This is a genomic window from Dactylosporangium sp. NPDC051087, from assembly GCF_055586325.1.
This window is the reverse complement of the sequence record NZ_JBVJIJ010000036.1, coordinates 31,034-56,423: the sequence shown is the minus strand read 5'-3', so window position 1 is coordinate 56,423 and position 25,390 is coordinate 31,034. Positions and strand designations below refer to the sequence as shown.

23 protein-coding genes are annotated in these 25,390 nt (G+C 73.4%); 10 read left to right on the top strand and 13 right to left on the bottom strand.

Features of this window, described 5'->3' with window-relative positions:
* Window positions 1-22: 22 nt before the first annotated feature.
* The 3 genes from ACZ6TV_RS46805 to sthA all read right to left on the bottom strand — a co-directional run bounded on the left by ACZ6TV_RS46805 (window position 23) and on the right by sthA (window position 3,526).
* A complete protein-coding gene (locus ACZ6TV_RS46805) occupies window positions 23-1,534 on the bottom strand; it encodes an NTF2-like N-terminal transpeptidase domain-containing protein (RefSeq protein WP_465306613.1) in 1,512 nt (503 codons plus the stop codon).
* Between the two features lie 89 nt (window positions 1,535-1,623).
* The gene (locus ACZ6TV_RS46800) at window positions 1,624-2,091 is read right to left on the bottom strand and encodes a GNAT family N-acetyltransferase (protein ID WP_465306611.1); all 468 of its coding nucleotides are present in this window, start codon (window positions 2,089-2,091) and stop codon (window positions 1,624-1,626) included.
* A gap of 31 nt (window positions 2,092-2,122) precedes the next feature.
* Window positions 2,123-3,526: a Si-specific NAD(P)(+) transhydrogenase gene (gene sthA / locus ACZ6TV_RS46795; protein ID WP_465306609.1), complete on the bottom strand. Its 1,404-nt coding sequence runs from the start codon at window positions 3,524-3,526 to the stop codon at window positions 2,123-2,125.
* Between the two features lie 62 nt (window positions 3,527-3,588).
* Between sthA and ACZ6TV_RS46790 the strand changes: the two genes are divergently transcribed.
* The gene (locus ACZ6TV_RS46790) at window positions 3,589-4,098 is read left to right on the top strand and encodes a type II toxin-antitoxin system PemK/MazF family toxin (RefSeq protein ID WP_465306607.1); all 510 of its coding nucleotides are present in this window, start codon (window positions 3,589-3,591) and stop codon (window positions 4,096-4,098) included.
* Between the two features lie 142 nt (window positions 4,099-4,240).
* On the opposite strand, the gene ACZ6TV_RS46785 is transcribed toward ACZ6TV_RS46790, so the two are convergent.
* The 4 genes from ACZ6TV_RS46785 to ACZ6TV_RS46770 form a co-directional block, all read right to left on the bottom strand.
* Complete coding sequence (locus ACZ6TV_RS46785) at window positions 4,241-4,984, bottom strand: septum formation family protein (protein ID WP_465306605.1); 744 nt, start codon at window positions 4,982-4,984, stop codon at window positions 4,241-4,243.
* Between the two features lie 47 nt (window positions 4,985-5,031).
* Window positions 5,032-5,688: a hypothetical protein gene (locus ACZ6TV_RS46780; RefSeq protein ID WP_465306603.1), complete on the bottom strand. Its 657-nt coding sequence runs from the start codon at window positions 5,686-5,688 to the stop codon at window positions 5,032-5,034.
* Between the two features lie 74 nt (window positions 5,689-5,762).
* A complete protein-coding gene (locus tag ACZ6TV_RS46775; RefSeq protein ID WP_465306601.1) occupies window positions 5,763-6,515 on the bottom strand; it encodes a hypothetical protein in 753 nt (250 codons plus the stop codon).
* A complete protein-coding gene (locus ACZ6TV_RS46770; RefSeq protein ID WP_465306599.1) occupies window positions 6,515-7,123 on the bottom strand; it encodes an RNA polymerase sigma factor in 609 nt (202 codons plus the stop codon). The genes ACZ6TV_RS46775 and ACZ6TV_RS46770 overlap by 1 nt, the downstream gene beginning before the upstream one ends.
* Window positions 7,124-7,242: 119 nt before the next feature.
* Between ACZ6TV_RS46770 and ACZ6TV_RS46765 the strand changes: the two genes are divergently transcribed.
* The gene (locus ACZ6TV_RS46765) at window positions 7,243-7,593 is read left to right on the top strand and encodes an STAS domain-containing protein (RefSeq protein ID WP_465306597.1); all 351 of its coding nucleotides are present in this window, start codon (window positions 7,243-7,245) and stop codon (window positions 7,591-7,593) included.
* A 72-nt stretch (window positions 7,594-7,665) separates the two neighbouring features.
* Here the strand turns inward: ACZ6TV_RS46765 and ACZ6TV_RS46760 are convergent, their stop codons facing one another.
* Window positions 7,666-8,331 carry a DUF3159 domain-containing protein gene (locus tag ACZ6TV_RS46760; protein ID WP_465306595.1) on the bottom strand — a complete coding sequence of 222 codons (666 nt, stop codon included), beginning with the start codon at window positions 8,329-8,331 and terminating at the stop codon, window positions 7,666-7,668.
* Window positions 8,332-8,400: 69 nt separating this feature from the next.
* A complete protein-coding gene (locus tag ACZ6TV_RS46755) occupies window positions 8,401-9,546 on the bottom strand; it encodes an FUSC family protein (RefSeq protein ID WP_465306592.1) in 1,146 nt (381 codons plus the stop codon).
* A 39-nt stretch (window positions 9,547-9,585) separates the two neighbouring features.
* Here ACZ6TV_RS46755 and ACZ6TV_RS46750 point away from each other — a divergent pair, with 39 nt between their 5' ends.
* From ACZ6TV_RS46750 to ACZ6TV_RS46730, 5 genes are all read left to right on the top strand, one after another.
* Window positions 9,586-10,326 (top strand): tyrosine-protein phosphatase, encoded by a 741-nt coding sequence (locus ACZ6TV_RS46750; protein ID WP_465306590.1) that lies wholly within the window; start codon window positions 9,586-9,588, stop codon window positions 10,324-10,326.
* Between the two features lie 62 nt (window positions 10,327-10,388).
* Entirely contained in the window at window positions 10,389-11,756 is a 1,368-nt protein-coding gene (locus ACZ6TV_RS46745; RefSeq protein WP_465306588.1) for a DUF2252 domain-containing protein, read from the top strand.
* A 77-nt stretch (window positions 11,757-11,833) separates the two neighbouring features.
* A complete protein-coding gene (locus ACZ6TV_RS46740; protein ID WP_465306693.1) occupies window positions 11,834-12,727 on the top strand; it encodes a septum formation family protein in 894 nt (297 codons plus the stop codon).
* A gap of 70 nt (window positions 12,728-12,797) precedes the next feature.
* On the top strand, window positions 12,798-13,691 hold the full coding sequence (locus ACZ6TV_RS46735) for a septum formation family protein (RefSeq protein ID WP_465306586.1): 894 nt from the start codon (window positions 12,798-12,800) through the stop codon (window positions 13,689-13,691).
* A gap of 1,389 nt (window positions 13,692-15,080) precedes the next feature.
* The gene (locus ACZ6TV_RS46730; RefSeq protein ID WP_465306584.1) at window positions 15,081-16,076 is read left to right on the top strand and encodes a LacI family DNA-binding transcriptional regulator; all 996 of its coding nucleotides are present in this window, start codon (window positions 15,081-15,083) and stop codon (window positions 16,074-16,076) included.
* 89 nt (window positions 16,077-16,165) lie between these two features.
* Here ACZ6TV_RS46730 and ACZ6TV_RS46725 read toward each other — a convergent pair whose 3' ends face one another.
* Both ACZ6TV_RS46725 and ACZ6TV_RS46720 read right to left on the bottom strand, forming a co-directional pair.
* Entirely contained in the window at window positions 16,166-17,293 is a 1,128-nt protein-coding gene (locus ACZ6TV_RS46725) for an FAD-dependent oxidoreductase (protein ID WP_465306691.1), read from the bottom strand.
* A 27-nt stretch (window positions 17,294-17,320) separates the two neighbouring features.
* Window positions 17,321-19,228, bottom strand: a complete 1,908-nt coding sequence (locus ACZ6TV_RS46720) for a PPC domain-containing protein (protein WP_465306582.1) — start codon at window positions 19,226-19,228, stop codon at window positions 17,321-17,323.
* Window positions 19,229-19,445: 217 nt separating this feature from the next.
* On the opposite strand from ACZ6TV_RS46720, the gene ACZ6TV_RS46715 reads away from it, so the two are divergent.
* From ACZ6TV_RS46715 to ACZ6TV_RS46705, 3 genes are all read left to right on the top strand, one after another.
* Window positions 19,446-20,411 (top strand): phosphotransferase family protein, encoded by a 966-nt coding sequence (locus ACZ6TV_RS46715; RefSeq protein ID WP_465306580.1) that lies wholly within the window; start codon window positions 19,446-19,448, stop codon window positions 20,409-20,411.
* Between the two features lie 47 nt (window positions 20,412-20,458).
* A complete protein-coding gene (locus ACZ6TV_RS46710; protein WP_465306578.1) occupies window positions 20,459-22,231 on the top strand; it encodes a PAS domain-containing protein in 1,773 nt (590 codons plus the stop codon).
* A gap of 67 nt (window positions 22,232-22,298) precedes the next feature.
* Window positions 22,299-23,480 (top strand): metallophosphoesterase, encoded by a 1,182-nt coding sequence (locus ACZ6TV_RS46705; RefSeq protein ID WP_465306576.1) that lies wholly within the window; start codon window positions 22,299-22,301, stop codon window positions 23,478-23,480.
* Window positions 23,481-23,634: 154 nt separating this feature from the next.
* Here the strand turns inward: ACZ6TV_RS46705 and ACZ6TV_RS46700 are convergent, their stop codons facing one another.
* Window positions 23,635-24,075: a universal stress protein gene (locus ACZ6TV_RS46700; protein ID WP_465306574.1), complete on the bottom strand. Its 441-nt coding sequence runs from the start codon at window positions 24,073-24,075 to the stop codon at window positions 23,635-23,637.
* 43 nt (window positions 24,076-24,118) lie between these two features.
* Window positions 24,119-25,390 (bottom strand): cytochrome P450, encoded by a 1,272-nt coding sequence (locus tag ACZ6TV_RS46695; RefSeq protein ID WP_465306572.1) that lies wholly within the window; start codon window positions 25,388-25,390, stop codon window positions 24,119-24,121.

The following is a 25,390-nucleotide window of genomic DNA, read 5'->3' as shown; positions in this document are numbered from 1 at the left end:
GGACCACCCGGCCCCTCCGCGTTCAGGCGCGGAGGGCCTTCAGGAACTTGTCGGCGATCGGGCCGGTGACGTCCTGGCCGGCCCCCTCGACGTAGACGCAGTAGGCGATGTCGCCGCTGACCCCGACGGACATGCCCGGCACCGTGACGGGGCCGGTGAGGGCGGGGCCGTCGGCGGCGGGCGGCCCCGGGGACGGCTCGGTGACCAGGACCGGCTGCCGCCAGTGACCGCGGGCGGCGGCCGCGGCGGCGCCCGCGTAGACCAGCGGCGAGCCGACGACGCCCGCGTCGGTGACCCGGCCGGTGAACATGTCCGCGCCGAGCTTCCACGCCGCGCCGAACCCGGCGGCGGCGCCGTCCACACCGAGGGGCGGGCCGGCCACCTCGGCCTGGAACGCGAGGTTGTAGCCGGCCGCGTCGGGGCCGTTGGCGGCGGCGAGGACGGCGCCGTCGCCGACCCGGATCGCGACGAGGGCGGAGCGCTTCGTGGTGGCCGCGAGGGCGGCCTCCGCCGCGTTCTGCGTCCGCACCTCGATGGTCGTGCGGATCCGGGCGCCGTCGGTGGCGGGCGCGGCGTAGAGGACCTTGTCGGCGCTCGTCGCGCCGGCCTTCTCCGCGGCGACGACCTCGGTGCGGGGCGTGCCGCGCAGCGCGGTGTCGTACCGCCGCTGCATGCCGGTGAGGCCGGTGACGTCGCCGGCCTTGAGCGCGCCGCCGCTGCCGTCGATGAGCTCCTTCGTCGCGGGCCCGGACGTGCCGAGCAGCGCCCGGCCGAACGTGCGGGTCAGCGGCAGCGACAGCGTCCCGGTCCTGGTCGCGATCCCGTCGGTGGCGGCGAGGTCCCGCTCGATCTCCTGGTAGTCGCTCTCGCGGAGCGTGACGAGGTCGACGAACGCGTCGGGCTTCGCGGCCGCGAGCCGCCCCGGCAGCGCCGACACGTCGACGTCGACCCGCACGGACCGGAAGACGATGTCGAGGCGCTGGACCAGGGCGTTGACGTCGCGGACCCGGCGCGGCTCGACGCCGATGTGCACGACCGGCAGCTCCGACACGATCGGGGTGCCGTCGGCGGCGAGGATGACGCCCCGCGAGGCGGGCGCGGACCGCAGCGTCAGCCGCCGGCCCTCGGGCAGGTCGGGGTGCACGGTGACGGCGCCGAGGTAGACCGCCCACCGGCCGTCGATCCTGCGGGCGTCGAGGGTCGTCCCGTACGCCCAGTGCCGCCCGTCGGGCAGGGTCCAGTCGACGCCGACCTCGGTGGTGGCGTTGTTCTTGCGGACGGTCGCCGTGCCGCGCCTGGTGAGGACGGGCCGCTTCGCGGCGAGGTCGCCCTCGGCGTCGGCGAGGACCCGCTCGGCGGCGTCGGTGGTCAGCGTCTGCCCGGAGGGGCTGCGCAGGTCGATGCCGTCGAGGTCGGCGCGCTGCCAGCCCGCGACGAACGTCGTGAACGGGTCCTCGGCCTTGTCGCCGGTGCATCCGGACAGGGTCCCGATCAGGAGCGCGGCGGTCAGCGCCCATCGTGTGTGTCGCAGCATCCGTGCCCTAACCCCCGTGTCGCGTTCCCTGCCCACCCTGAGACCTGGTCGGCGGCGCGCAGGGTTGGGCCCGGGCGGTATGACTCAGGTCACACGGTAGCGCTGCGGCGCTCCAGGAGCACGACGTCGCGCCAGACGCCGTGCCGCCGGCCGATCCGCTCCCGGACCCCGACGCGGCGGAACCCGCAGCGCTCGTGCAGGGCGAGGCTGGCCGCGTTCTCCGGGAAGACGCCGGCCTGCAGGGTCCAGACGCCGGCTGCCTCGGTCGAGGCGATGAGGGCGCCGAGCAGCGCCCGCCCGACCCCACGGCCCTGCGCCGCCGGATCGACATAGACGCTGATCTCGACCACACCCTCGTACACCTGCCGCTGCGAGACCGGTGAGACGGCGACCCAGCCGAGCAGCCCCGCGCCGGACCCCACGACGAAGCGGTGCCCCGGCAGGCGCGCGGCGGTGAAGACCGGCCACGGCGGCGCGGTGAGCTCGAAGCTCGCCGCGCCGCTGTCGAGACCGGCCTGGTAGATGCGCAGGACCTCGGCGGCGTCCCGGTCGGTCATCGCCCTGGGCGCCACCGGGTTCAACGGGGGCTCATGCGGTCAGCCGGGACACCGAACGCATCTTGTTCATCGCGTCGAGGGCCGCCACCTTGTACGACTCGGCGAGGGTCGGGTAGTTGAAGACGGCGTCGACGAGGTAGTCGACGGTCCCGCCGCAGCCCATGACGGTCTGGCCGATGTGGACGAGCTCGGTGGCGCCGGTGCCGAAGACGTGCACGCCGAGGATGCTGCGGTCCTCCGGCGACACGATGATCTTCAGCATCCCGTACGAGTCGCCGATGATCTGCCCGCGGGCCAGCTCACGGTAGCGGGAGATGCCGACCTCGAACGGGATGTTGCTGTCGGTCAGGTCGTCCTCGGTGCGCCCGACGAAGCTGATCTCCGGGATGGTGTAGATGCCGATCGGCTGGAGCAGCTGCATGCCCCGGACCGGCTCGTCGCACGCGTGGTGGGCGGCGAGCCGGCCCTGCTCCATCGACGTGGAGGCGAGGGCCGGGAAGCCGATGATGTCGCCGACGGCGTAGATGTGCGGCACCTCGGTGCGGAAGTGCTCGTCGACGGTGATCCGGCCGCGCTTGTCCGCCTCCAGGCCGGCCTTCTCCAGGCCGAGCTGGTCGGCGGCGCCCTGCCGGCCGGCGGAGTACATGACGGCGTCGGCGGCGATCCGCTTGCCGCTGGCGAGGACCGCGACGGCGGTGCGGCCGTGCCGCTCGACGGCGGCGACGGACTCCCGGAAGCGGAACGACACCGACAGGTCACGCAGGTGGTACTTCAGCGCCTCGATGATCTCCAGGTCGCAGAAGTCGAGCATCCGGTCGCGCCGCTCCACGACGGTGACCTTGGTGCCGAGCGCGGCGAACATGGAGGCGTACTCGATGCCGATGACGCCGGCGCCGACGACGACCATCGACCCGGGGATCTTGTCGATGTTGAGGATGCCGTCGGAGTCGATGATCGTCGTGTCGTCGAAGTCGACGCTGTCCGGGCGGGCGGGGCGGGTGCCGGCCGCGAGGATGATCTTCTCGGCGGAGACGAGGGACGAGTGGCCGTGCTCGTCGGAGATCGACAGCGTGTGCGGGTCGACGAACACGCCGGTGCCCTGCAGCAGCTTGACCCGGTTGCGGGCGAGCTGGCTGCGGATGACCTCGATCTCCCGGCCGATCACGTGCTGGGTGCGGGCGCCCAGGTCGCCGACGGTGATGTCGTCCTTGACGCGGTAGCTCTGCCCGTACATCTCCCGCTGGCTGAGGCCGGTCAGGTAGAGCACCGCCTCGCGCAGGGTCTTGCTCGGGATGGTGCCCGTGTTGATGCAGACACCGCCGATCATGTGGCGCCGCTCGACGACGGCGACCTTGCGGTCGAGCTTCGCCGCGGCGATCGCCGCCTTCTGCCCGCCGGGGCCGGATCCGAGCACGAGGACATCGAAGTCGTACATGAACCACAGTGTCCCGTGCCGCCGACGGGCCCGTCCAGATGATCGGGACTATGGTCGTCCGCGTGAAACGACTTCTTCGTGGGATAGCAACCAAGCTCGGCGCCCGGCCCGCGCCCGCGCCCCCCGCGCCCGCTCCCCCGGCGTCCGCGCCCGCCGCGCCCAGGGCCACGCTGCACAAGCCCGGGCCGCCGCCGAAGCACGTCAGCGACAAGCTGCTGGACTACGCGCCGCAGCTGGACGGCGCCGCCGACCCGGGCGAGGTCGTGTGGACCTGGGTGCAGTACGAGGACGACCCGAACCAGGGCAAGGACCGTCCCGTCCTGGTCGTGGGCCGCAAGGGCACCGAGCTGGTGGGGCTGATGCTGTCCAGCCAGAGCGAGCGGGACGGGCAGCGCAACTGGTTCGCCCTCGGCCCCGGCTCCTGGGACCGCGACCAGCGCCCCAGCTGGGTGCGCCTGGACCGGGTCCTGACGGTGGAGGAGCACGGCATCCGGCGCGAGGGCGCGATCCTGGACCGGGACCGCTTCGACCGCATCGCCGCCGAGCTGCGCCGCGGGTACGGCTGGGACTGACCGCCGCGCCGGACCGGCCGGACGGGGCGGCCGGTCAGCGCGACAGTCAGCGCGACAGTCAGCGCGACAGTCAGCGCGACAGTCAGCGCGACAGTCAGCGCGACAGTCAGCGCGACAGTCAGCGCGACAGTCAGCGCGGCAGTCAGCGCGGCAGTGGCGCCGTGCCGAGGCCTTTGACGCTCCCGCGCAGCGTGTCGTGGCGGCCCGCCGGGTCGGCGGGCTCGACCAGCAGGCACAGCGCCCGGTCCCAGTCGAGCCAGCGCACCCGCAGGTCACCGCGCCGCGACAGCTCGTCCTCGGTGAGCGACAGGTGCCCGGCGGCCAGCGCGGGGCAGCCCGCCTCCGGGTCCGCGCCGGCCGGCAGCGCGCCGACGACCTCGCCGGAGTGGGACTCGTCGCAGGTGCCGTACAGCAGGTCCTGGTCCTCGTCCTCGCCGACGGCGCCGACCAGGCAGGTGATCGCGAGCCGCCGGTCGCCGCGCAGGCCGTCCTTCAGGCTGCCGGTGCTGCCGGTCGTCTCCGCCCCGGTGCCGGTGGTCTCGGCGAGGGCGCAGAACAGTCCGCCGCGCATCCGGTCGGTGGCGTCGAGCAACGCGTACACGACCCGGGACTGCTGCCAGGGGCCGCCGAGGAACTCGTCGGCCTTCTCCTCGCACCGGCGCTCGGCACCGTCGGAACGCAGCAGCGAGATGACCTCCCAGTCGTGCGGCCGCCCGCAGTCGGCCGGGGCCACGCGCCCGCTGGTGTCGGCGATGCCGGCCACCGACGGCGCCGAGTAGCAGCCCAGCCCCGCGCCGCCGTCGTCGCCGCGGGACATCGAATGCCACGTCAGCACACCGGCGAGCAGCAGCAGACCGGCGATGTAGTACACGACTCTCCTGGGCACGACCGGGCACGATAGCCGCCGCGGCCGGCGCGATCAACGCCGGTGGATCACGACTGGGTCTGGAAGACCGGCAGCATCCTGGCCAGTTCGTCGCGCATGAGGGTGGCGGCCTCGTCGAAGCTCTCCACCACGGTGGCGGCCTCGTCGGTGCCGTCGCTGCCGACGAAGCGCCACGAGCCGTCGGTCGCCGACGCGAGGGTCGCGCGGGCGGGTGCGGAGCCGCGGGCGACGTCCTGGGCGGTCGAGGTGTTGAACGTGGCGACGGCGGGCCGGTGCCGGTGCAGGAAGCGGTCCGCGATGGCCAGGAGCGGCTCGCGCACGTCGACGTCGGCGCCGATCGGGGTGATGTCGTAGCAGCGGTAGGCGCGGGCCGCGACCAGGAAGCGGGTCATCTCCGCCTCGAACAGCAGCGCACCGTCGGCGTGGTCCTCGGCGGTCAGCCCGACCTGCACGAACGCGCGGGGGCGGTGCAGCCCGGCGGCGACCGCGGCGACGGCCGGCGCCAGCTCCAGCTTCTGCCCGTCGACGGGCGCGGCGAGGTGGCGCAGCAGCAGCGACCCGAGGCCGGCGCTGAGGACCGCGTCGGCCCGGTCGGCGTCGACCAGGCCGAGCAGCCTGGGCGCCTCCCCGGCCTGGCCCCCGCTCGCGAGCAGGAACGACAGCTCGGCGGCGGTCATGCTGAGCTGTTCGGTGGTCCCGTCCATGGCGTCCATCCCGTCGCGCGGTCATCCGTCGTCGTCGTGGTGCTCAACGCCGGGCGGGCGATCACGTCACGCGTTCAGTGGCCGTTCGGTTTTTTCGACCTGTTGTTGCCCGGCGGCCCGCCGGACTGCTGCCCCGGCGGGACCGGCTGCTCGGACCGGCTGGCCGAGGGCGTGGCCGGGGACAGGCCGCAGAAGCTCTCGATGCGGTCCGCGCCGCCGCCGGCGGCGGCGGTGAGGGCCTGCAGGTCGGCGGGGTCCATCGGTTTGCGGGCCGGGTCGTCGCGGACCTTCTGCCACTCCTTGCACAACTTTTTGACGTCCGCGGCGGGTGTACCGGTGTGCGCCACCGACGGCCGGTGCGTCGCGGACGGGGCCGGCGTCTGGGCGCGCACGGTCCGCGCAGGTCTGGGCTCAGGGCCCGCCGGCTCCGGGACCTGCTCGATCCAGTCGTGCGCGGCGCGTTGCAGGGGCGCGGGCAGCCGTCCGGCGCCGGCGGCGACCCCGGTCCCGGCGAGGAACACGGCGGTGACGGCCGTGGCGGCGACCACGACCCGCCGCCCGGACCGCTTCCCCCGCCGCGGCGCGGGACCGTCCCCGGTCCCTGCCGTTGCCGGGGTCGCCGTCGCGGCGAAGGCGCTGTCCTCCTGGCGGGCCGACCGTTCCTGGCGGAAGGCGGCCACCGCGTCGCGCTCCCCCGCCAGTTCGCCGGGGCGGGCCGGGCCGGCGGCGGCACGGAGCAGCCCGGCCACCGGCGAGTCACCGGACCCGCCGTCCAGCAACCGGTGCGCTTCCGACTTCGCCAGGTCCCGGCGCCGCCACCAGGCCATCAGGCACCTTCCAGATGTGCGTGCGGCAGGTCGGTGGCGGTGTCGGCGGACGGGCCGGTGGCCGCGCGGCGGGAGCGGACCTGCGGGTGCGCGGCCAGCCGGCGCAGGCCCCGCATCGCGGCGACGCGGACGGCGCCGGGACGCTTGCCGAGGACCTCGGCGGTGCCCGCGACGTCGAGCCCCGCCACGACCCTGAGCAGGACCGCCTCGGCCTGGTCCTGCGGCAGCTCCCCGATGAGCCGCAGCGCCCATTCGGTGCCGGCGTGCTCGATGACCTCGGCGGCGGCGTCCGGCGCGGGCCGGCCGGCCTCGACGTGGTCGCGGCTCTCCTCGCGGCGGCGCCACACCCGGCGGCCGTCGTCGATGGCCCGGTGCCGGGCGATGCGGAAGAGCCACACCCGGAACGCGGTCGGGTCGCCGGCGAAGCGCGGCAGGTCCCTGACGACCTGCAGCCACGTCTCCGACGCGACGTCCTCCGCCGCGTCGCCGCACACGGCGTGCAGGTACCGTAGAACGGCCGGCTGCAAGGCGCGCCACAGCACGGCGAACCCGGTCTCGTCACCTTCGGCCGCGGCCCGTAACGGGGCGGCGAGGTCGATGTCACGCACCGGTGTCGCCGCCGGGGTGTAACGCATCGCGGGTGCCGGCCGCCCCTTCAGGGACGAGCACCATCCGCGCACCGAAGGGGACCCCTCTTGACGCACCGACCAGCACCGCGGGAGCGGACATGACCGACGCCTTCGCGACCGCGACGGTCGACGGCTGCGCCGTGGTGACGCCCACGGGCGCCCTCGACGTCGCGACGTCACCGGCGCTGCACACGTGGGTCCACCGCTGCCTGGACGAAGGCGCGACCCTGCTGGTGCTGGACCTGTCAGAGGTGGAGTTCATCGACTCCACAGCATTGCGGGTCCTGGTGTCGGTGCACAAGCGCTTGCGGGACACCGAGTCGGGTGGGTTCGCGGTGGTCTGTCCGCATGCCCGCATCCGGCGCATCTTCGACCTGACGGCGCTCGACCGGGTCTTCACCCTGACCGACACCGTCGACGAGGCAGTCATCGCCCTCAAGGCGACCTGACCGGTTCCTGGGCGGGCCTTCACCACCCGACACTACGACGCGGCACCGCGACGGGCACCACGGACAGGCCCGTCACGGTCCGGCGACGTCCGCGTCGGTGGCGGCCGGGGCGGGCCGCGGGTGGCGGATGCCGGGGTGCTCCGGCGGCAGGGCCCGGCGGAACACCCACCAGCTCGCCGCCAGGCACGCCGCGACGAGCGGCCAGGTCAGCACCACCTGGGCCGTGGCGAGCCACACGACCTGCCCCGCCCACCACAGCGGCACGAAGATGACCAGCCTGGCGAGGTACTGGCACACCCACACCCAGCTCGCCGCCTGATACGCCCGCAGCAGCGCGGGATCGCGCCGCCACCGCGTCTTCTGTCCCAGGACGGTGCCGGCGATCAGCCCGAGGAACGGCCACCGCACGAGGACGCTGCCGGCCCAGGCCAGCGCGCTCGCCGCGTTCGTCAGCAGCCTGACCAGGAAGAAATCCTCGGCGCGGCCGGTGCGCAGGGCGACGATCGCGCCGAGGCAGACCAGCAGGAGGCTGACGACGGTCGCGGCCGGGGCCCGGCCCTGCTTCAGCCGCCAGACGGCGACGGCCGCGCCGCCGAGGACCGCGATCCCGGCGCCGAGGGCGATCGACCGGCCGCCGGCGAGCCAGCCCGCCACGAACCCGGCGACCGGCACGGCGCTGTCCAGCGCGGCCCGCCGCCCACCGAGCAGGTCGGCGAGTGACTCGTCCCCGTTGCGCACCGTCCACGTCCTCCGAAACCGATTAACCCAGGTAAGCCTGCCCTATCATGCCCGGCGCGGCGCGGGGAGTCACGATCGCGGCAGGGTGTCCGGATCGATCAGGGCGGTCGCGTCCTCCCCGACGATGTCCTGCCGCAGCTGGTCGAGGCGGCCGAGCAGGCTGACCGAGTCGAGGACGGCGACGGCGCTCGGGAAGACCGTGTGGGTCCGCTCGACCGCCCCGATCAGCGCCGCCCGCAGCGGCTGGTCCCCGGTGTCCATGCCGTCGAGGCGGTCCCTGAGCAGCGCGGCGAGGGAGCGCAGCAGCCCGGCGAGCAGCTCCCGGTCCAGGGCGGGCGGCTGCCCGGCCCGGTCGTAGAGCCGGTCGACGGCCAGGGACACGGCCCGCACCTGCAGGGTGATCCGGACCAGGAACAGCTGCTCCTCGCGCAGCTCGACGACCCGCTGCCGGAGCCGGACCGCGGCGACGTTGAGCCGGGCGGTCTCCTCGACGCCGGCGACCTCCGCGGCGGCCTCGGTGCTGAGGTCGGCCAGGCTCCGGGACGTCTCGATCCAGTGGTGCCGCTCCGCCGGCGGCAGGGCCGGTCCGCCGTCGCGGCGGTCGAGCTCGGCGGCGATGTCGGCCAGGACCGTCACGCAGGTCGCCGCCCAGTAGCCGAGCGCCTCGCGGGCCTGCCGCAGCCGCGGGCGCTCGGGCACGATCACGGCGACCGCGAGGCCGACGACGCTGCCGATGGCGACGTCGATGAAGCGCCACTGGCCGTACCCTCTGGCGACCGGCGCCAGCACGATCACCGCCAGGACCGCGATGGTGAGCTGGTTGCGGGCCAGCGGCGTGTTCGTGACCTGCCGCGCGAGGGCGAGCGCACCGAACGCGGCGAGGGCCAGGGACCACCAGGTCAGCCCGAGCAGCTGCACCCAGCCGATGGCGACGGCCGTGCCGACCAGGTTGGCGAAGAGCAGCTGCAGGCCGGTGGCGATCGAGCCGTACACACTGGCCTGCAGCGTCAGGATGGCCACGATCGGCGCGAAGAGCACCGCGACGTTGTCCCCGAGCTGGCGGGCCAGGACCCAGGCCGTGGTCGCCGCGACGGTGGTCTTGAGAACGGTCAGCCAGCTCGGACGGCTCTTCGGCACGCTCGCCAGCAGGGCGCCGAGCGGCTCGGCGACGAGTGTCCTGGGCCTGGACCTGGGCTTCGGCCGGGCTGGGTCCACGTAACGGGAGCCTACCGGTCCACCCGATAGGGTCGCAGCGTGCGCAGCTACGACCACCCCAACCTGTTCAACTTCCGCGATCTCGGCGGATACTGCGGCGCCGGTGGGCGCACGGTCCGCTGGCGGCGGCTGTTCCGCTCCGACTCGCTGGCCAGGATCGACCCGGCCGACGCCGCGTCGTTCACCGCGCTCGGCGTGCGGACCGTCATCGACCTGCGCCGCCCCCGGGAGATCGCCCGCGACGGGCGGGTGCCGGCGTTCCCCGGCCTCACCTACCACCACCTGCACCCGGAGCACGCCGAGTGGGAGGACGCGACCGACCACGACGAGCCCAGCGACGCCCGCTGGCTGGCGAACCGGTATCTCGACATCGCCTCCGGCGGCGCCGCCGCGATGGTCGCCGCCCTGACGGTCATCGCCGAGGCCGACAACGCGCCCGTCGTCGTGCACTGCACCGCCGGCAAGGACCGCACCGGGGTCGTGACCGCGCTGACCCTCGGCGCGCTCGGCGTCGCGGAGGACGTCATCGCCGAGGACTACGCGCTGACCGCCGGTGCGACCGGCCCCGCGATGGCGTACCTGCGCCGGATCAACCCGGAGATCGCGAACATGCCGGAGCGCTACCTCGCCGCGCCCGCCGAGGCGATGCTGCTCTTCCTCGGCGACCTGCACGCCCGGCACGGCTCGGTCCGCGGCTACCTGCTCGACTCGGGGCTGCCGGAGTCGAGCCTGGCGGCGCTGGAGGAGCACCTGCTGGAGGACTCCGCGCCGCCCGCCTGAGCAGGAACCATGGCCTGAAATCCGACAGCGTCGCGGGGGTCCCCGGCCGTTACCGTATGAGCATGATCGGCTCCACCGGATGGGCGGCCCCCGAAGCACTGCGCGCCGAAGGCGTCCAGCGTCGCGCCAGCACCCCCGTCAAGTCGCTGACCGAGCCGCGGACCGCCGCCGGCCGCGACCCGGTCGCCGTGATCGCCGCCTCCAACGGCGACCGCGTCCAGGACCTGGTGCCGATCCGCATCGGCCGGATGATCAGCTCACCGTTCGCGTTCCTGCGCGGATCCGCGGCGGTCATGGCCGGCGACCTCGCCGCCGGCGGTGCGGGGACCGGGCTCACCGGGTACATCTGCGGTGACGCCCACGCGGCCAACTTCGGCTTCTTCGCCTCGCCCGAGCGGCGGATCGTCATGGACGTCAACGACTTCGACGAGACCGTGATCGGGCCGTGGGACTGGGACCTCAAGCGGCTCACGGCCAGCATCGTCAGCGCCGGCCGCGAGGCGGGGCTGCCCGAGGACGAGTGCCGCGACTCCGCCCGCGACTGCGCCACCGGCTACCGCACGGCCCTCGCCGAGCTCGCCGACATGTCCCTGCTGGACGCGTACTACCTGACCACCGACCACTCGACCCTGGAGCACTTCGGCATCGACGACCTCGTCGAGACGTTCGACCGGGTCCGCAAGAAGGCGAAGAAGAACACCAGCCGCCGGGTGGCGCAGAAGTTCACCTCCCGGATCGAGCACGACGCGTGGCGCTTCACGCCGGCGCCGCCGATCCTGACGCCGCTGGAGTCGGCGGAGGCGTTCCCGGTCATCGAGTCCCTCGACGGCTACGCCGCCACCCTCGAGGAGGAGATCCGCACGCTGTTCGGCCGGTACGCCGTCGTCGACGTCGCCCACCGCATCGTCGGGCTCGGCAGCGTCGGCTACCGCTCCTACGTCGTGCTCCTGCACGGCAACGGCGACGAGGCGCTCGTCCTGCAGGTCAAGCAGGCCCGCCCGTCGTCGCTCGCGCCGTACCTGCCGCCGGTGCCGGACCGGCACGAGGGCGAGCGGGTCGTGCGCGGTCAGCGGTGGATGCAGACCGTCAGCGACGTCCTGCTCGGCTGGACCAGCATCGGCGGGGCGCCGTACCTGGTCCGGCAGTTCCGCGACATGAAGGGCTCCATCGACCCGACGACGCTGCGCGCCGGGCAGCTCGACGACTACGCCCGCGTGTGCGGCGTCGTCCTCGCCCGGGCGCACGCCCAGTCGATCGACCCGCGCACGCTGTCGGGGTACTGCGGCGCCCCGGACACCGCCGACGGCGAGGAGTTCGACCAGGGGTTCGCGACGTTCGCCGCCGCGTACGCCGACCAGACCGAGGCCGACCACGCCGCGCTCGTCGCCGCCGTCACCGCCGGTAAGCTGCCCGCGACCACGGGTGTATGACGGCCGAACCGATTTGTGCGGCCGATCGGCTGCTGACAGACTGCCCTCGCGCACGTTCGCGGGGGAGGCAAAACGTGATGCGGTTCCGGATGGTGGCTGTCCTGGCGTTGACGCTGGTGACGGCGGTGGGGTGCACGAAGAGCGTGCCCTCGGGGGTCGACAAGGACCTCGTCAACGGCTGGGCCATGATGGCCGAGGCCAAGGTGCCCGAGCCCAAGGCCGGCGACTGCTGGACCAGCTCGGCAGGTGACGTCGAGAAGATCGTGATGGTGCCCATCGCCACGACGGCGGTGGCGTGCACCGACCGGCACAGCATCGAGACCGTGCTCGTCGGGCACTTCACCGGCGCCGCGGCCGACGGCGACCTGCCGCCGATGCTCGGCAAGATGGCCGACGTCTATGCCGCCTGCGACGCCGAGGTCACGAAGTTCCTCGGCGGGTCCTGGCAGCTCGGCCGGGCGCGGATGCTCGTGTATCCGCCGACGGCGACCCAGTGGCGCGGCGGCGCGAGGTTCTACCGGTGCGACGTCGCCTCGCTCACGGGCATTTCGGGCGCCATCGAGGACCGCACGGCGTCGCTGCAGGGCAGCCTGCAGGCCGGCGGCGACCGGTTGCACGGGTGCGCGGTCATGGACGGCGGCATCGACAAGTGGACCGAGATGACGCCGGCGGCCTGCACCGCGCCGCACGACGCGGAGTTCATGGGCCTCATCACCTCGAAGTCCGGCACCTGGCCGGCGGACAAGACCGCCGCGAAGGCCGCCTTCGACACCGCGTGCGTCGACAAGATCCGATCCTTCACCGGCGGCGGCATCAACGCGCTCGCGAGCGCCAAGGCGCAGTACTGGTATCCCCGGGTCGCGTCCAGCGCCGAGGAGTGGAATGCCGGCAACCACAACGCCCACTGCTTCGTGATGCTGCCGAAGAAGATCAGCCGGTCACTGAAGGGCAACGGCAGCAAGGCGGTCTGATCACGGCCCTTGCCACGATGATCAACTGCTGGCATGCTGCGTCCGCGCGCGGTCGCGGGGAGGCAGGGACGTGGTGCGTTTTCGGATGGTGGCCGTGCTGGCGCTGGTGCTCGCCACGGCGACCGGCTGCGTGAAGGTGCCCGCCGGCGTCGACAGGGACCTCGTCGACGAGTGGGCGATGATGAGCGAGGCCAAGGTCGCCGAGCCGCGGGCCGGCGACTGCTGGACGACCCAGGCCGGCAACGTGGTCACCCTCATCGCCACGTCGCTGTCCGTGACGCAGACGCCGTGCGAGCTCAGCCACGTCGTCGAGACGGTGCACGTCGGGCACTTCACGGGCCCGCTCGCCGACGCCGACCAGGCGCCGGACCTGGCCGACCTGGCCGACACCTATGCGGAGTGCGACGCGGAGCTCACCAAGTTCCTCGGCGGGTCCTGGCAGGTCGGCCGGCTGCGGATGCTGGTCTACGCACCGACCAGCCGCCAGTGGAAGGGCGGCGCGCGGTTCTTCCGCTGCGACGTCGCCGCGCTGCGATCGGAGCGCGGGCTCCTCGACCCGCGCACCGAGACGATGAAGGACGCCCTGCAGCCCGGCGGCGACATGCTCCTCGGCTGCGGGACCAGGATCGAGTCCGGCGCGAGCTGGACCGACGTGGACCCGAAGGCCTGCACCGCACCGCACGACGTCGAGTTCGTCGGCAACGTGCCCTCCGCGAGCGCCGTCTTCCCGACCGACGTGAAGACCCGCACGGCCGCGTGGAGCACGAGCTGCCTGAACAAGATCCGCTCGTACACCGGCTCCACGGACAGCGTCCTGGCCAGAGCCAAGGTGGCGTACGGCTTCTGGCCGCTCGCCGTCGGCGAACCCGAGTGGAAGGCCGGCAACCACAACGCCCGGTGCTACATCAGGCTGCCGAAGATGGTCACCCGCTCCCTCAAGAACAACGGCAACACGGCCATCTGAGGTCCTCCCCCGCCCGCGCCCCACATGCTCCCCGCGACCGTGCCCGCGGGGACACCCCGTCCGGTGAGGAGCCCGGCCGGCCCCCGCAGCGACGAGTGGACGACGGAACCCGACCACACGCCGGCGCCAGGTGCGGGCCAGGCCCGGGTTCGCCTCGTATTTCACCGCCGGACTCGGCCTCGGCCACTGGGTGAGGACGGACCCGGCCGGGCCCGCCACGCGACCTGCGATGGCCGCCACGTGACCTCGCTCGCCGATGCCGCCAACGACACGGCAACGACGGCGACGGCAACGGCAACGACGGCAACGGCAACGACGGCGAGGCGACGGGCGGCGGCGGAGGCGGCAACGACGGCGAGGCGACGGGCGGCGGCGGAGGCGGCGACGGGCGACGGATGGGTGAGGACGGACCCGGCCTGGCCCGCCACGCGACCTGCGGTGGCCGCCACGTGACCTCGCTCGCCGATGCCGCCAACGACGACGGTGACGGCGGCGAGGCGACGGCGGCGGCAACGGCAACGGCGACGGCGGCGACGGCGACGGCAACGGCGCGACCAACGTCCGCGACATCATCGGCGCCGCGGACGCACCCGCGACAGATGCACCACGACATGCACGCCGTGATGAGCGCAGCCCGACAACGCAGTTGGGCAGGTGCCGGTCGAGCACACGCATCATCGAGAGGGCAGGCCGGGAGGTTGGCCTCCGTCGGGGCCGGTGAAGACAGGCCGCCGACTTGAGCGGGACGGCAAACGGCGGCCCGGGGTCCCGACCGCGCCGCTGGATGCCGCCGGAGAGGGTGCCTGTCACCGGAAGGCGGCGGCAAGGCCGGAAGCGCGGACCGACGATCACAGCCCCGATAGCCGTGACCCGATAGCGGGCCGCGATCGTGGCGGACCAGCCGGCGGCCGGGTGACGGTTGCCGGACCGGCTGTCGCGTGGTCGTTCCGTGCGGTCGGAAGCCGATGACTTCTCAGTGCACCCGTCCGTGGTCGGCCGCCGGGTCGTGGTCACCGCAGACCCGGCGATGGTCGGGGTGAACCCGGCGGCCATGCCACGGCCGGGATGTCAGCGACGGCCGACGGGCGGTTCCGGTCGCGGATGAGTCGACCGTCCGGACATCGGAAGAGGGGCTGTGGATTCGTGCCCACCGCAAGGAAGCCCGCATCCGTTCGGCAGGCGCAACTGCTTGTCGTTCGGGCCCGTCGCGCCGTTGTGTGACCGGTCTCACGGGCGGGTCGGAGGGTGCCGGGTACCTGCCCGTGCAGCTAAACGCATTCAGCGTCATCGAACGGGCGCCGTGCGTGGGCTGGTGCGTCAGGAGTGGCTCGCGATAGGTAAAACTGATGCTTTCCTCTCCTCGGAAGGGGTGGCATGGCGGCCGGGCGGGTGACGCTCCTCGATGTCGCGAGGCGCGCCGGGGTGTCGCGCACGACCGCCTCGTTCGTGCTGACCGGGCGCCGCGACATGCGTATCTCCGCCGACGCCGAGCAGCGGGTCCTGCGCGCCGCGCGGGAGCTCGACTACCGGCCCAACCTGACGGCGCGGAGCCTGCGGACCAGTGTCACGCAGACGATCGGGCTGGTGTCGGACACGATCGCGACGGACGCGTTCGCCGGTGAGATCATCCGTGGCAGCACCGCCACGGCGCTGACGCGGCAGCATCTGATCTTCATCGGTGAGACCGAGGGCGATCCGGCGACCGAGAAGCGTCTCGTGCAGGACATGCTCGACCGGGGCGTCGACGGGTTTCTCTACGCCGCGATGTACACCCGGGAGATCCGCATCCCGGCGGCGCTGCGCGGGCATCCGGTGGTCCTCGTCAACTGCGTCACCGCCGGGCGGCGGGCGGTCGCCGTCGTCCCCGACGAGCTCGCCGCGGGCCGGTCCGCCGCCACGGCGCTGCTGTCCGCCGGCCACCGCGACGGCATCCACATCGTCGGTGAGTCCGCGGCGCACGTGCACGCGGCCCGGCTGCGCCGGGAGGGCATCGACGAGACCCTCGCGGCCGCCGGGACCCGGGTCGCGGGGACGGTCGAGGCGTCGTGGTGGCCGGAGCCGGCCTATGAGGCAGTCCGCGGGTTCCTCGCCGCCGGCCCCCGCGCGACGGCGCTGATCTGTCTCAACGACCGGCTCGCCATGGGCGCCTACCAGGCCGTCGCCGCCGCCGGGCTGCGCATCCCGGAGGATTTGTCGGTGGTCGCCTTCGACGACTCGGACCTGGCGTCGTGGCTGCGGCCGCAGCTGACGTCGGTCGCGCTGCCGCACTTCGAGCTCGGCCGTCTCGCCGTGGAACTGCTCCTGGACCCGGACCGCACGGGTGGTGTCCGGCTGGTCGACATGCCGCTGCGCTCCCGCTCCTCGATCGCCCCACCACGCCCCTGATCCCCCGGCCACGCCGTCACCAAGAAGCAGGACCGCGCGAGAGCCAAGACACGAACCGCGCGAGAGCCGAGACACGAACCGCCCGAGAGCTACGGTAGGGACGCCGCGAGGGACAGGGACCGCGCGATGGAGAGGGCCGCGTCGCGGCCGGCGCGGTTGGCGCCGACGGTGCTGGCGGACGGCCCGTAGCCGATGAGGTGGACGAGCGGCTCGCGGACGGTGGCGGTGCCGGCCATGCGGACGCCGGCGTCGGGCTCGCGCAGGTGCAGCGGCGCGAGGTGGGTGAGGGCGGCGCGGAAGCCGGTGGCCCAGATGATGACGTCGGCGGGTTCGAGCGTGTCGCCGTCCATGACGCCGGCCGGGACGAGACGGTCGAACATGGGGTGCCGGTCCAGGGCGCCCTTGGCGAGGGCGGCCCGCACGAGGGTGGTGTACCCGAGGCCGGTCACGCTCACGACGCTCGCCGGTGGCAGGCCGGCCGTGACCCGGGAGGTGACCTCGGCGATGACGGCGCGGCCGTGGTCCTCGGTGAACTCGCCGTCGTGGAAGACCGGCGGGCGGCGGGTCACCCAGCGGACCGAGGCGGCCACGCCGGGCAGCTCCGACAGCACGTGGACGGCGGAGTTGCCGCCGCCGACGACGATGACCCGCAGGCCGGCGAACTCCGACGGGCCGCGGTAGTCCGCGTAGTGCAGCTGCCGCCCGGCGAAGTCCGAGGCGCCCGGGTAGTACGGGATGTACGGCCGGGTCCACGTGCCGGTCGCGTTGACGATCGCCCGCGCACGCCACTCCCCAGCGTCGGTGGCGACGACGAAGCCGGCGTCGGCGGCGACAGCGAAGCCGGCGTCGGTGGCGACAGCGAAGCCGGCGTCGGCGAAGCCGGGCGCGACGGACAGCACCCGCACGGGGCGGCGCACGTCGAGGTCGAAGTGCCGCTCGTACGCGGCGAAGTAGGTCGCGACCACCGACGCGGCCGTCCCGGTGGCCGGCGGCGTGAACGGCAGGCCCGGCAGGTCGAAGATGCGGTGCAGCTCCCCCACCCCGAGCGACGGCGACCGGTGCTGCCACGCTCCGCCCGGCGTGGCGTCCGCGTCGAGGACGACGTGGTCGAGGCCGAGCCGGCGCAGGTGATACGCCGCCGACAGGCCTGCCTGCCCGGCGCCGATCACCAGAACGTCCGCGTCCACGATGGGGGAAACCCCACCGTGGACGCGGATCTTCCGGTTGGTGAGCTACCTAACGCCTCACTTGGCCTTGCCCTTGGTGAGGCCCCAGGCCGCGGTGTTCAGCGTGTCCTCGATGCCGACGAGACCCTCGTCGGGGAAGAACTCGTCGTCGCCGAAGTCGTAGTCGACGTCGTCCGCGGTGCCGCCGACGTTGTCCGGGCCGACCCCGAAGAGGCCGGGGAACGCGCCGCCGGCGTCCATCAGGCTGGGGGTGCTGTTCAGCGGGTCGGTGTGGAAGTTGCCGTAGAGGTGGCCCGCCTCGTGGGTGACGACGTTGCCCAGCGCCCGGCCGATGAACTTGATCTTGTTGCTGGCCGGGGTGATGTACGTGTTGAGCGACGCCGCCCCGCTCGGGTTGCTGAGCACGTCGAGCAGGACGATGGCGCTGTCCTCGTTCGCGTAGTTGCCCGGGTCGATGAACTGGGCGATGCCGATCGTGTCGATGCCCGACTCCGCGATCGTGCCGCCGACGACGATGCGGTGCACGTTCGGCTGGCCGAACGGGTCCGGGTCGTCGCGGCTGTTGAGGATCTTCAGCCCGAAGCGCGGGTCGGTGCCGCGGTCCTTCATGTCGGTGACGATGCTCTCCTTCACCGACGCGATGACCTCGTTGATCACCTTGTTCTCGTCGGCGGCGGTGAGGCCCCACTTGCCGAGGAACCCGGCGAGCGGCGACAGGGTGCGCACCCCGGGGCCGCCGAAGATGGCGGTGTTGATCCGGGCGCCGTCGAAGTCCAGGTACAGCGTCTGGACGGTGCCGTTGTCCTGCGCCTCGGGGCCGGGACGGTAGGCCTCGACGGTGATGTCGTACAGACCGGCGGAGCCGCCGACCTCGAGGGTGAACCGGCCGGTGGTCGCGGCGACCTGCGACACGACGGCGTTGCCGCCGCCGGGCAGCGGCGAGCTCGGCGCGTAGATGAAGCTGGCGTCCTGCTCGGAGCCGAACACGATGCGCCCGGACGGGTCGCGGACGGTGAGCCGCGTGCCGACCCCGGTCACCGACGCGCCGAGGACGTCACCGGCGGCCAGGTCGACGGCGTAGAGGTCCCGGTCGGGGAAGGCGAGCGTGGCGTTGAGCAGGTACGGGCCCTCACTGCCCGACCCGAGCCCGCTGCCGGAGTCGAACGGGTCGGCGGGGAACACCGTGCCGGTGCCGAAGCCGGCGACCATCAGGTAGTAGGTGCCGGACGTGGTGAACGTGAAGTCCAGCAGGCTGTCCAGCCCCGGCCCGCCGTCGTCGTCGGTGCCGACCAGCACCCCGGCGGCGTCGTACAGGCCGATGACCGTGTCGAGCGGCCCGCTGGGCGTGTCCGTGCCCGCCAGCAGCTGCTGCCCGGCCGTCGCGGTGACCTTGATGAAGTCGAAGTCGCCGGTGTCGTCGCCGGCGCTGCCGTGCGGGCCGTCACCGATGTCGCCGCTGGTCGCCACGCCCTTGCGGCCCGCGCCGAGCAGCACGTCGGAGGCGATCGGGATGGCGCCGTTGTCCTCGGCCGGGGCGGAGACCGTGGACAGGCCGACCGTCTCCGGCGACAGCTGCCCGAGCACCCGCGCCCGGTTGTTGACCTTCTTGCCGGTGCCGAAGCCCTTGATCAGCTCGGCGGTGGCGTGGCTGTCGTTGGAGCCGAACGTGCCGCGGGGCTCGGCCTCGTCGTGGATCAGCGGGGTGGTCGCGGCGGCGGCGAGGGAGTTCTTCTTGAGGTTGGCGCGCGCGGCGGCCTGCTGCTTGGCCACCTCGGACCAGTAGTACTTGTCGACCTTGCTGATGTCCGGCAGCAGGGCGGTGTAGGGGTTGACGGCGTTCTGCGGTGCCTTCAGCGTCGACTGCTGCTTCGGCACGACCTGGACGCCGGCGGCGAGCTGGCGTTTGATGCCGTCGCTCAGCTCCTTGGACGGCGCCGCCGCGGCGGGACTCTGCGGCAGAGCCACGAGCGCCGCACCCACCAATCCGGCGACGGCGACACTCGCTAGCCTTTTCCTCACTTGGCCTCCCCATTGAGTCAGGCGTTTCGTGCACGCTATGGCCTGCAAGGTCGTCTGCACTACCCCCAATGTCTGTCAATACAGGATTTAACAGATGCAATGATCAACGCCTATGTTGATCGAGGGTGCGCGGGGGAGGCCGCGGCTCACCTAGAGTGTCGGTGTGCCGAACGCCGTCAGTCCCACCCAGCGCCTGTACACCGAGCAGGACATGGCCGCGCTGCTGCTCGAGCGGTTCGGCCTGCGGACCGTCCACTGTGGACCGCTGTCCGGCGGGACGTTCGCCGCGGTCTGGCGGGCGACGCTCGCCGACGGGCGCGACGTGGCCGTGAAGGTCGGGCCGCCCGCCGGGGTGCCGCTGCTGCGGTACGAGCGCGGCGTCATCGCGGCCGAGGCACGCTACTACCGCACGGTCGGCGCCGCGACCGGCCACGTGCCGGTCCCGCCGGTGCTGTTCGAGGACGACGACGTCGTGGTCGTCGGGCTGCTGCCCGGCCGGCCGCTCACCGAGCTCGGCGACGAGGCGGCCGGCGAGGCGGTGCGCGAGCAGCTCGGCGTGGCGCTGCGGCACCTGCACGGCGTCACCGGCGAGCGCTTCGGCTACGACGGCGACGGGCGCGCGTCCGGACCGTCCTGGCCGGCCGCGTTCACGGCCATGACCGCCGCCCTGCTGGCCGACGCCCGTGACTGGGCGGTACACCTGCCGCTGACGGACGAGGAGTTCCTCGCGACGATCGAGCGGCACACCGGCGCCCTCGCCGAGGTCGACCGGCCTGCGTTGGTCCACTTCGACCTGTGGGACGGCAACGTCCTGTGCGACGGCGGCCGCCTCACCGGGCTCGTCGACGGCGAGCGCTACTTCTGGGGCGACCCGCTCTACGACTTCGTGTCCACCGCGATCGGCCGCCGGATGGAGGAGCTGCCGGACCACCCGGTCCTGCGCGGCTACTACGGCGGGCCGCACGCGTTCAGCGACGCGCAGCGGCGGCGGCTCATGCTGTACCGGCTGCAGTTCTCGACCCTGCTGCTGGCCGAGATGCCGAGCCGCGGCATGGTCGGCGAAGAGGCCCGCGACCGGCGCGAATGGGTGACGCCACAGCTGCTCGCCGACCTGCGGGATCTAGGTTGATCCGCCACGATGTGATATAGAGGACGCTACATACGGTAAGGATGTCGATGGGCAGACGGCAGGTCCTGATCACCGCGGTGTACGGCGCGCTGATGACCGCGCTCGGCTGCGTGCTGTTCATCGCGCCCGACCTCGACTCCGTCGCCTGGGCCGGGATCGGCCTGTGCGGCGCGGCGGCGATCGTGGTCGGCATCCGGCGGATCCGGCCGCAGCGCTCCGGCCCGTGGTGGGCGCTGGCTGCCGCGCTGGTCGCGATGATGGGCGGCGACTTCCTGTTCGGCCTCGTCGCCGGCGCCGGCACCGACCCGCCGTCCCTGGCCAACCTCTGCTACCTGGCGATGTTCCCGTTCGTGGCGACCGCGCTCATCGGCCTGACCCGCGCCTCGCCGACCCTCGTCGGCCGGGCCGGCCTGCTCGACCTGCTCGCGCTCGGCAGCGCAGCGCTGCTCGCCAGCTGGGTGTTCGTCGTCAGCCCGCGCCTCGCCGGCGGCGGCCTGACCGGCACCGAATGGTCGATCCAGGCCGCGTTCACGCTCGGCGACGTCGTCGTGCTCGTCGTCACCGTGCGGCTCGTGCGGGCCGCGCCGCGCAACCCGTCGGCGATCCTGCTCACCACCGGCGCCATCGGCATGCTGGCCGGCGACGTGTCGTACGGCATCGCCCAGTCCCGCGGCGGGCTGGATCCCGGCGGGCCCGCCGACTTCGCCTATGTCGTGCTGTACGTGACCTGGGGCGCGGCGGCGCTGCTGCCGTCGATGGCCAGGCTCACCGCTCCCCCGTCCACCCCGGCGGCCACGGACACGCCGGACCGCGGGCTCGGCATGCCGTGGCTGCTGGCCGCCGTCGCCTTCGCGCCGCTGGTCCTGCTGGTGCAGGCGATGACCGGTCCCGTGCAGGACGGTCCCGTCATCGCCGCGGTGTCCGGCATCACGCTCGCGCTGCTGGTCACCAGGCTCAACGACGCCGTGCGGCACCACGCCGAAGGGCTGCGCCGCGAGCGGACCCTCCGGCACGCCGGCACCGTCCTGGTCAGCGTCACCGACGCCGGCGCGGTCGCCGTCGCGGTGCGGACCGCCGTCCGCGAGCTGCTGCCCACGGACACGCCGCACATCATCGTCGTCGACTCGAGCCTCACCGACCTCCTGCCGCTCAACGAGCTGTCGGCGCCGCGGATCGTGCCGGTGAGCGCGACCCCACCGCTGTGGCACGACCGGCTGCGCGAGTTCGGCGACGTCCTGGTCTGCCCGCTCGACGCCGCCGTGCTGTACATCGCCGCGGAGCGCCGGGACCTGCGCACCGTCCAGGACGCCGTCACCGTCCTCGCCGGGCAGGCCGCCCTGGCCCTGGCCCGCATCGCGCTCACCGAGGCGGCCAGCCGCCGGGACAGCGACGACTACCTGCGCGCCGTCGCCGAGCACACCAACGACGTCGTGCTCGTCCTCGACGACGACGAGCGGATCCGCTACACCAGCCCCTCGGTGACCGACCTGCTCGGCATCTGGCCGACCCCGTTCGCCACGCTGCGGGAGATCGTCTCCCCCGGCGACCGGGCGCAGGTCGACGCGACCCTCGGCCTGGCCCTGACCAGCGACCGCGACGGCACCCGCGACACGTGGAGCCTGCGCCGCCCCGACGGCACCCGGGTCCTGGTCGAGGTCCACTTCCGGGACCTGCGCGACGACCGCCTGGTCCGCGGCATGGTCATCACCATGCGCGACGTCACAGAGCAGCGCCGGCACGAGATGGAGCTGCTGCGCCGCCACTGGGGGGACACGCCGGGCGCGGCGAACCGGGACAATTCAGCCCGCAAGTATCACTGACCCTGCGGCTGAGGAGCATCACAGGTTCAGCTTCGCCGACCGCTGGCACTGCGTGCCATGCTGAAGTGTGGCTACCACTGAAGCGGTCCCTGTCGAGCGGCGCCGGTCGCTGCTGCGCCCCGTCGTGTTCGCGTTGACACTCACCACCGTGCTCGCCCTGCTCTTCGGTGTGCCGTGGTGGTCACTGGTGCTGTCGGGCAACGCGTGGCCCGTGGGCGTCCAGATCGGCGGGACGGTCGTCTTCGCCGGAGCCGCCGTCGCGTTCCCGGTGCTGATGATGCTCGGCCACGGCCGCCGGCACCTGGACGGGCCGTCCCGGATCGCCGACACCACGCTCGGCGTCGTGTGGCAGCTGTTCGTGTGGGCGGTCGCCGGCGACGTGCTGCGCCTCGGCCTGATCGCCGGCGGCGTCGCCGACCCGCTGCGCTCCAGGATCGTCGCCGCGTTCACCTTCGTCCTGGCGACCGGCCTGCTGCTGTGGGGCTTCGCCGAGGCGATGCGGATCCCGCGGGTCCGCCGCGTCGAGGTCAAGATCCCCCGGCTCGGCGCCGGCCTCGACGGGCTGAAGGTCGTCCTGCTCACCGACACCCACTACGGCCCGATCGACAGGGCCCGCTGGTCGAAGGGCGTCACCGAGGTCGTCAACACCCTCGACGCCGACATCGTCGCGCACACCGGCGACATCGCCGACGGCACCGTCGCCCAGCGCACCGCCCAGTCCGCCCCGCTCGGCGACGTGCGGGCCCGCTACGCCCGCGTGTACGTCACCGGCAACCACGAGTACTACGGCGAGGCCGAGGGCTGGCTGCAGCGGATGGGCGACCTCGGCTGGGAGGCGCTGCACAACCGCCACCTGGTCGTGGAGCGCGGCGGCGACCGCCTCGTCGTCGCCGGCGTCGACGACCGGACCGCCGCGGGCACCGGCCTGCAGGGCCACCGCGCCGACCACGCCACCGCACTGGCCGGCGCCGACCCCGACCTGCCCGTGCTGCTGCTCGCCCACCAGCCGAAGCAGGTCGACGACGCCGTCACGCACGGCATCGACCTGCAGCTGTCCGGCCACACCCACGGCGGCCAGATGTGGCCCTTCCACTACCTGGTCCGCCTCGACCAGCCCGTGGTCCAGGGCCTGACCCGGCACGGCGCCCGCACCCAGCTCTACACGAGCCGCGGCACCGGCTTCTGGGGCCCGCCGTTCCGGATCTTCGCCCCGAGTGAGATCACCGAGCTGACGCTGCGCACCGGCTGACGCCATCCCGGCCGGTGGCTGCGCTCCGCTTCCTGAGCAACCTTAGCCGAGCCATGCAAATGATCTATCCGGTCCCTCACCCATCGTAGTATCCCCTGGCGGGCCACATCGAGCGCCATCACCCTGTGACGGCAGGCTCTCACCCTGAGCAATGTCAGGGGACGACGGTGACGGGCCACTTGCCGGCCTTCACCAGGCGGACCGCGAGGGACCCGACGAAGCGGTGACCGAGGCGGGAGGAGGCGCCGACGACCACCGCGTCGGCGCGCAGCTCCGTGGCCACGCGGATGATCTCGGAGTAGGGGTCGCCGCGGGCGGCGACGAACTCGGCGCGGATGCCGGCGTGCCGCGAGCCGGCCTCGACCTGGCGGCGCATGTCCTCGGTGGCCTCGGTGATGGCCTGTTCGACGGCCGCCGCCGCGCCGGCGACGAAGAGGCTCGCGGTGGGGGCGCCGGCGACGTAGACGACGACGAGGCGGGCGCCCTGGCGGCGGGCGAGGCCTGCGGCATACGCGCCGGCCCGCAGCGACGGGTCGGATCCGTCGACACCGACGACGATGACCTTGGGGCCGTCGGTGCCGAGTTCGAAGCCCACGGCAACAGCATGCCGCATCCGGGGGCGGGGGCAAACAACCGGATCAGACGGTCACCGGCAGCGACGCGTAGCCGCGCAGCACCCGGGTCCGCCGGCGGCGTGGCGCGCCGGCGACGGCCAGGTCCGGGTGCCGGTCGAACAGCGTCCGCAGCCCGACCTCACCCTCCAGCCTGGCCAGCGAGGCGCCGAGGCAGTAGTGCACGCCGCCGGAGAACGACAGGTGGTCCCGGGCGTTGGCCCGGGTGACGTCGAAGGCGGCGGGGTCGGTGAACACCGCCGGGTCACGGTTCGCCCCGCCCAGCATCGGCACCACCACGTGCCCCGGCCGCAGGTCGACGCCGGCGATCATGACCGGGCGCTGGCAGACCCGTGCCGTGCTCTGCACCGGCGAGTCGTGCCGCAGCATCTCCTCGACCGCGCCCCGCCACAGGTCCGGCGCGGACCGCAGCGCCGCGAGCTGCGCGGGGTGCGCCATCAGCAGCGCCGCGCCGGTGCCGAGGAGGTTGACGGTGGTCTCGAAGCCGGCGGCGAGGAGCAGGCCGGCGGTGGCGAGGAGCTCGTCGTCGGTGAGCTGCTCGCCGTCCAGGTGCACGAGCCGGCTGAGCAGGTCGTCGCCGGGCTGCCTGCGGAGGCGTTCGAAGTGGCCGCGCATCCACGCGTTGCTGCGCCGGATGCCGATCTCGGTCCGCCGGTACTGCCGGAAGGTCAGCCCCAGGTCGAGCGTCGGAGCGGCGGCGGTGCCCCACGCGAGGAACTGCCGGCGCATGTCGAGCGGCACGCCGAGGATGTCGGCGATGACGGTGACGGGCAGCAGCGCCGCGTACTGCTCGACGAGGTCGAAGCGCGGTCCCAGCCCGTCGAGCAGCTCGGCGGCGGTCTGCTCGATCTTGGGTCGCAGCGCCTCGATGGCCCTGGCGGTGAACACCTTCGACACGAGGCGCCGATACCGGGTGTGGTCCGGCGGGTCGGTGACGAGCATCGACGGCGGGTCGACCGGGCCGATCGGGGTGGTGCGCCGGCCGAGCCGCCACAGCAGCGCGACGGGTGCGGGCAGCCGCCGGTCGCTGAAGCCGACGCCGAACGCGTCGCTGCGCAGGACGGCGGAGGCGACGTCGTGCCGGGCGGTGGCCCACATGAGGCTGCCGCGCACCAGGGGTGCCTGCTCACGGATGCGGTCGTAGAAGGGATACGGGTCCTCGCGGACGGCGGGGTCGACGAAGTACCGCGCCTGGATGTCGCCCTTGCGGGCGGCGGCGCTGATCCCCATCCGCGCGAACCCGTGCTTGGTCGCCCACCGCAGCGCCGTCCCGCTCAT